General features: G+C 75.2%; 6 protein-coding genes. 4 read left to right on the top strand and 2 right to left on the bottom strand.

The window, feature by feature from the left end; translation table 11 throughout:
* Positions 1-12: 12 nt before the first annotated feature.
* Positions 13-1,209, bottom strand: coding sequence for an ROK family protein (locus tag ACA361_RS13880; protein WP_375012331.1), 1,197 nt, complete (start codon positions 1,207-1,209; stop codon positions 13-15).
* 86 nt (positions 1,210-1,295) lie between these two features.
* Between ACA361_RS13880 and nagA the strand changes: the two genes are divergently transcribed.
* The 3 genes from nagA to ACA361_RS13895 all read left to right on the top strand — a co-directional run bounded on the left by nagA (position 1,296) and on the right by ACA361_RS13895 (position 4,323).
* Complete coding sequence (nagA, locus tag ACA361_RS13885) at positions 1,296-2,468, top strand: N-acetylglucosamine-6-phosphate deacetylase (RefSeq protein WP_375012332.1); 1,173 nt, start codon at positions 1,296-1,298, stop codon at positions 2,466-2,468.
* A 20-nt stretch (positions 2,469-2,488) separates the two neighbouring features.
* Positions 2,489-3,205, top strand: a complete 717-nt coding sequence (locus ACA361_RS13890) for a TetR/AcrR family transcriptional regulator (RefSeq protein WP_375012333.1) — start codon at positions 2,489-2,491, stop codon at positions 3,203-3,205.
* 137 nt (positions 3,206-3,342) lie between these two features.
* On the top strand, positions 3,343-4,323 hold the full coding sequence (locus ACA361_RS13895) for an NAD(P)-dependent alcohol dehydrogenase (RefSeq protein ID WP_375012334.1): 981 nt from the start codon (positions 3,343-3,345) through the stop codon (positions 4,321-4,323).
* A 28-nt stretch (positions 4,324-4,351) separates the two neighbouring features.
* Here ACA361_RS13895 and ACA361_RS13900 read toward each other — a convergent pair whose 3' ends face one another.
* Positions 4,352-5,794, bottom strand: coding sequence for a PLP-dependent aminotransferase family protein (locus tag ACA361_RS13900; protein ID WP_375012335.1), 1,443 nt, complete (start codon positions 5,792-5,794; stop codon positions 4,352-4,354).
* A gap of 94 nt (positions 5,795-5,888) precedes the next feature.
* On the opposite strand from ACA361_RS13900, the gene ACA361_RS13905 reads away from it, so the two are divergent.
* Complete coding sequence (locus tag ACA361_RS13905; RefSeq protein ID WP_375012336.1) at positions 5,889-6,506, top strand: LysE family translocator; 618 nt, start codon at positions 5,889-5,891, stop codon at positions 6,504-6,506.
* Positions 6,507-6,602 lie beyond the last annotated feature (96 nt).

Here is a 6,602-nt window from a genome sequence, read left to right on the forward strand (position 1 = left end):
CGGCTCCCGCCGTCACTTCTCGGTGGGCAGAGCCGTGCGCGGGTCCCGGAGCAGGGGCGCGAAGGCTCGCTCGGCCGCGCCGAGGAGGACGGCGTCCCGGAGATCGCCCGTGACGATGTCAAGCGGGCCGGTACGGGCGACGACCGATGACGCCATCAGCCCATCGCGCACGAAGTCCTCGGCGGCGCGATACAGGCCGGCCATGAAGCCCAGGAGCACCACGCGTTCCGGAGCGAGCGTGTTGACGAGGCTGGTCAGGCCCGTGACCAGGTGGCCCGCGGTGGCGCGGACCGCCTCCCGCGCGGCGCGGTCGCCGGCCGCGGCCCCGGCGAGAAGCCCGGCGGCGGCGCCGCCGGGGTCGCTGCGGCGGCCCGCGGCGCGTGCCAGGGCGCGCGCGTCGGCGTGCATCTCCAGGCAGCCGCGCGCGCCGCACGGGCATCGCAGCCCCCCGGGCTCGACGATGATGTGGCCGGCCTCCAGGGCGTAGCCCGCGCCGGTGAGCGGTACGCCCGCCTCGATGAACGCGCCGCCGACGCCGACGCGCTCGGAGTTCAGGGCCAGCATGCTCGTGGCGCCGCGGCCGGCCCCGTAACGGAACTCGGCCAATGCGGCCAGCGTGCTGGCTCGTCCCACGGCGACGGGGAGGCCGCCGGGCATCGCGCCGGCCAGCCGCCGTGCCAGCGGCACCTCGTCCCAGCCCAGATGCAGGGAGGACCGGACGAGGCCGTCGGTTTCCCTGATGAAGCCGGGCATCGCGATGCATGCCCCGACGCATCGGCGATCGGTCTGGAGCGCGGCGTCGGAGAGCGCGCCGGCCAGGACCGGGATCAGGGCGCCGGGCGCCGTGTCGGCCTCGCTCAAAGCGAGTTCGCGCACGTGGCCGATCCGGCGGTCGAGGCCGGCGAGGCCGACCGTCAGCCGGTCCGGGCTCAGCTGGACGGCGACGGCCACGGGCCCGCCGGGGTCCACCTCGACGACGGGAGACGGCCTGCCCCGCGTGCCGGACGGGCCGCGCACGGGTTCGCCGACGCGGACCAGGTCCAGCGCCGCCAGGTCGCTCAGGGCGTTGCCCACCGCGCTGGCGGCCAGCCCGAGTTCGGCCGTGATCGCCGCGCGGGTCAGCGGGCCGGACCGGTGCAGCAGCGTCAGGACGCGCCCGGCCGCCGGCCCGCCGTCATCGCCGCCGCCTCGCGCACCGCTCGTGACCAAGAGTCCCGCCTCGCCCTCGACTTTTTTCTCTCAGAGAAGATAATGTCTGCCCCAGCAGCCGAACAGCACCCGGTAAGGGGACCACCATGATCCTCGCCAATGCCCGCGTAGTGACGCCCCGCCGGGTCCTCGACCCCGGCTGGATCGCTCTGGACGGCCACCGGATCGCGGCCGTCGGAACCGGAGACCCGCCGCGGCGGGCCGGCGGCGAGATTCATGATCTCGGATCGGACCACGTGCTGCCGGGGTTCGTCGATCTGCACATGCACGGCGGCGACGGCGCCCAGGTCACCACGGACGATCCGGCGGAGATCCTGCGGGCGATCGCGTTCCACCGCCGCCATGGAACCACGCGGACGCTGGCCAGCCTCGTCACCTCGCCGGTCGAGGAGATGGCGGCCGCGGCCCGTACGGTGGCCGCGCTCATGCGGTCGCCCGACCCGCTGCACCGGTCGATCGCCGGGATCCACCTCGAAGGGCCGTTCCTCAACCCGGACCACCGCGGCGCCCATCACAACGACTACGTCCTCGCCCCGGACGTCGGCGCGCTGCGGCACCTGCTCGCCGCCGGCGACGGCGCCGTCCGCACCGTCACCCTCGCCCCCGAACTGGACGGCGGGATGGACCTCGTCCGCGAGGTCGTCGCCGCCGGCGCGGTCGCGGCGGTGGGGCACACCGACGCCGGCTACGACGAGGCGCACCGGGCCTTCGAGGCGGGCGCCGGCATGGCCACCCACCTGTTCAACGCGATGCGCGCGTTCCACCACCGCGAACCGGGCCCGGCCGGCGCCGCGCTCACCCACGACGGCGTCACCTGCGAGCTCATCAACGACGGCGTCCATCTGCACAGCGCGACCACGCGCCTGGCGTTCGCCGCCGCGGGCGCCGACCGCATCGCCCTCGTCACCGACGCCACCCCGGCCGCCGGGGTGAGCGACGGGCGGTTCCAGCTGGGGCCGCTGCCCGTACTCGCCCGCGACGGCAAGGTCACGCTGCTCGACGGCGTCACCAACGCGGGCAGCACCCTCACGATGGACCGCGCCGTGCGCCATGCCGTGCGCTGCGTCGGGATCCCGATCACCGAGGCCGCCGTCGCGGCGGCCACCACGCCGGCGCGCGTGCTCGGGCTGGGGCGGTACACCGGGAGCATCGAGGCCGGCAAGGACGCCGACCTCGTCGTCATGACGCACGACCTGCGCGTCCGCACGGTCATTTCCGCCGGCACGATCGTCCACGGCGCGCTTACCGTGTACGGGTAGAGTTCGCCCGGAGGACATCCATGATCCCACGGACCGACGACGACGAGCTGGCCGAGCGGCCCCGCGTTCCGCTGAGCCGGCGGCGGGTGCTGCGCGCGGCCGTGGGGCTGGCCGACCGCGAGGGGCTGGACGCGCTCACCATGCGCCGGCTCGCGCAGGAGGTCGGGGTCGAGGCGATGTCGCTGTACCACCACGTCGCCAACAAGGAGGCCGTCTTCGACGGGCTCGTCGAGGTGGTCCTCGGGGAGATCATGGCGGCGGTGGGCGGGGTGGACGCCCCGTCCCCGGAGGAGGACTGGCGGGCGGCGCTGCGCGCGCGGATCCTCGCCGCCCGCGAGGTGCTCCTCGGCCACCGCTGGGCTCCGCGGTTGCTGGAGAGCCGTACGAGCACGAGCCCGGTCTTCATCGCCTACATCGACCAGATCGTGGCGCTGCTGCGGGCCGGCGGGTTCTCGTTCGAGCTGGCCCACCGGGCGCTGCACGCGCTGGGCAGCCGCGCGCTCGGGTTCACGCAGGAGCTGTTCCAGCCCGACGGCGCCCGGAGCGCGAACGCCGAGGCCGCCGCGATGATGGAGCAGATGGCCGACCGGTACCCGCACCTCGTCGGGATGCTGGCGGACGCCGTCCACGACGATCCGGACGGCACCCTGGGCTTCTGCGACGACCAGTTCGAGTTCGAGTTCGCGCTCGACCTGATCCTCGAAGGGCTGGAACGCCGCCGCGCCGCCGGCACCTGACCCCTTCCGCCCTTTCGTCACGTTTCGTCATTGCGCGAGTCGCTTCCGTTGCATCCCTTGACTCCCTTACGCCGTACGATAACCTTACGACGTATGACAGCCTTACGACGTACGACAGAGGTCGGCAGGAGGACGCCATGAAGGCATGGACCTGGAACCGCTACGGACCGCCCGACGTGCTGGAGCTCAAGGACGTCGGCGAGCCCGGGATCGCCGCGGACGAGGTGCTCGTCCGCACGCGCGCCGTGTCGGTCAACCCCTACGACTGGCGCCACGTGGGCGCCGACCCGAAGCTGGTACGGCTCAGCATCGGCCTGCGGCGGCCGAAGCCCGGCCTGATCCCGGGCGCCGACCTCGCCGGCGTCGTGGAACGGGTCGGAGCCGGGGTGACCGACCTGCGTCCCGGCGACGAGGTCTTCGGCGAGGTACGGCTGGGCTCGTTCGCCGAGGCCGTGGCCGTCCCGCGGTCCAGGCTGGCCGTCAAGCCCGCCGGCCTCACGTTCGAGCAGGCGGCCGCGGTGCCGATGGCCGCGCACACCGCGCTCCAAGGGCTGCGGGACGTGGGCGGGATCGAGGCCGGGCGGCGCGTCCTGGTGAACGGGGCCTCCGGCGGCATCGGCACGTTCGCCGTCCAGCTCGCCAAGGCGTACGGGGCCGAGGTCACCGGCGTGTGCAGCACCCGCAACACCGAGCTGGTCCGTTCCCTGGGCGCCGACGACGTCGTGGACTACACCCGCGAGGACTTCACCGACCGGGAAGGGCGCTACGACCTGGTCATGGACATCGTCGGCGACCGATCGCCGCTGCGGCTGCGCCGGCCGCTGACCCCACGCGGGAGGCTCGTGCTCGTGGGCGGCATCGCCTCCCCCCGCCGCAGCCTGCTCGGCCCCGCGGCCCAGCTCCTCCGCGGGAGCCTGGTCTCCCCGTTCGTCGGCCGGCGCATCGGGGCCGTCCGCTGGAAGCCCAACTCGGCCGACCTGGAATTCCTGGCCGGCCTGATGGAGAAGGGGCAGGTCGTGCCCGTCATCGACCGGACCTACCCGTTCACCGAGATCCCCGAGGCGCTGCGCTACCTGGAACGCGGCCGTGCCCGGGGCAAGATCGCCATCACCCTCTGAACGCCGGCGCGCGAGCGGCCGCGCCCACTCAGCCGGGGCGGCCGGTCAGCTCGCCCCAGGCGGCGGCGAGGCGGGCGGTCACCTCGGTCAGCACGTCGGCGGGGAAGGTGTAGGGCAGCCGCAGATATCCGTCGTGGGCGCCGGACGGGTCCATGGTCGCGCCCGGGACGACCTCGACGCCGTACCGCAGCGCCACCTGCGCGAAAGCGCGCGCGTCGCGGCCGGGAAGCTCGATCCAGAGGGCCGACCCGCCGGCCGGCGGGTCGAACCGCCACTCGGGCAGCCGCTCGCCCAGCAGCGCCGTCAGGTGGTCGAGCCGCTCCCGGAGGACGGCGCCGCGGGCGGCGGCGATCTCCGGCAGCCGCGGCAGCAGGCGGGCGGCGAGCGCCTGGTCGAGGACCGGGCTGCCGAGGTCGGCCAGCGCCTTGTGCCGGGCGAGCCGCTCGACGGTCCCGGCGGGGGCGCGCACCCATCCGGTGCGCAGCCCGCCCCACACCGACTTGGCGAGGGAGTCCGCCGACAGGATCTCGGCCTCCGGCGGCCCGTACGCGGCGATCGGCGGCGGCGCGTCCGGGCCGCCGGCGCCGTAGGCGCCGTCCTCCAGGACCGGCACGCGGTGCTCGGCGGCGATCTCCGCGACCCGCCGCCGGCGCGCCCGCGACATGAGCGTGCCGGTCGGGTTGTGGACCGTCGGCATCACGTACAGCAGGTCGGGCCGATGCTTCGCGCACGCCCGCGCCAGCCCGTCCACGCGGATGCCGTCCGCGTCGAGCGGGACCGCGACCAGCCGCGCGCCCGCCGCCCGGAACACGTCGAAGCAGCCGGGCCAGCCGGGCGACTCCACGACGACGACCGACCGCCGGCGCAGGTACATCTGCGCGGCCAGCGCCAGAGCCTGGGACACCCCGGTCGTGACCAGCACCTGCTCGGGGCCGGTGCGCAGCCCGGCGGCGGTGAAGCGGGCGGCGACGGCGGCCCGCAGCGCCGGCAGCCCGCTCGGGTGGTAGCCGGTGTCCTCCATCAGCCCGGGCAGGTCCTCGGCCAGCAGCGCCGCCAGCTCCTCGCCCAGCTCGGGCACCGCCCCCTCCATCGCGTGGCGCAGCGAGATCACCTCCGCCGGCGCGTCGATCAGCCGCTGGAAGATCGAGGTCGCCCGCCCGCCGGGAACGCGGCCGTCGGCGCCCGGACGGGACGCGCCGGGCTGCCGGACCACCCGGGTGCCGCTGCCGCGCCGGCTGTCGACAATCCCCAGCCCGCGCAGCTCGTCGTAGGCGGTCACCACGGTCGCCCGGCTGACCACCAGCGCGGCGGCCAGGGCCCGTTCCGAGGGCAGCCGCTCACCGGGGTCGACGGACCCGTCCAGGACGGCCCGCCGGAGGGCGCGGGCGAGCTTGCCGTACAGCGGGCCCGGACCGCTCGTCCAGTCCCCCAGGATCTCCGCCAGCGCGCCCGGATCGCGAAAACGGTCCACCTGCGGTCCGTTTGGCCCGGGTCCGCCCGCGTTCATGGCGCCAGGGTAGGTCGTAACGCCGCAGCCGGCGGCCGCACCAGGAGAAGAGCAGGCCATGAACACCCTTCTCGCCTTCACCGCCGCGTCCATCGCCCTGATCGTGATCCCCGGGCCGAACGGGATCTACATCATGACCCGCAGCGCCGCCCAGGGGCACCGCGCCGGGCTGGTCTCCGCCCTGGGCGTCGAGACCGGCACGCTGGTGCACATCGCGCTCGCGGTGCTCGGCGTCTCCGTGCTCATCGCCGCCTCGCCCGTCGCGTTCACCGCGCTGAAGCTCGCCGGTGCCGGATACCTCCTCTACCTGGCCGCGCGCGCCGTGCTGCGGGCGTCCGAGCTCGACCTCGGCGGCGGGGCCGACCCGCTCCCGCTGCGCCGGGTGTTCCGTGACGGCGTGGTGGTCAACGTGCTCAACCCGAAGGTCGCCCTGTTCTTCCTGGCCTTCCTCCCGCAGTTCGTCACGGCCGGCGCCGGCACGGCGGGCGCGCGGACGCAGATGGCGCTGCTCGGCGCCGTGTTCTTCGCCCTCGCGCTCGCCCTGGACGCGGGGTACGCCCTGCTCGGCGCCGCCGTCCGCCGCCGGCTGGGCCGCCGGTCCGGCTCGACGCGCCGCTACGGCTACGCCATCGGCGGCATCTACCTCTCCCTGGCCGCCTACGCCGTCGTCGCCTGAACCGGCCGTCCCCGGCCTCGGCCGGACGGCCCGTCCCGGGCCCGCGCAGCGTGCGGCGAGCCCGTTACGCGGCCCCGGACACCGCACCCCCCCCGG

This window comes from Actinomadura sp. 21ATH (assembly GCF_041951345.1).
In the GTDB taxonomy this organism is placed as follows: domain Bacteria; phylum Actinomycetota; class Actinomycetes; order Streptosporangiales; family Streptosporangiaceae; genus Spirillospora.

Coding starts and splice junctions, on each gene's coding strand:
- nagA (WP_375012332.1), top strand. CDS start 1,296: ATGATCCTCGCCAATGCCCGCGTAGTGACGCCCCGCCGGGTCCTCGAC.
- ACA361_RS13890 (WP_375012333.1), top strand. CDS start 2,489: ATGATCCCACGGACCGACGACGACGAGCTGGCCGAGCGGCCCCGCGTT.
- ACA361_RS13895 (WP_375012334.1), top strand. CDS start 3,343: ATGAAGGCATGGACCTGGAACCGCTACGGACCGCCCGACGTGCTGGAG.
- ACA361_RS13905 (WP_375012336.1), top strand. CDS start 5,889: ATGAACACCCTTCTCGCCTTCACCGCCGCGTCCATCGCCCTGATCGTG.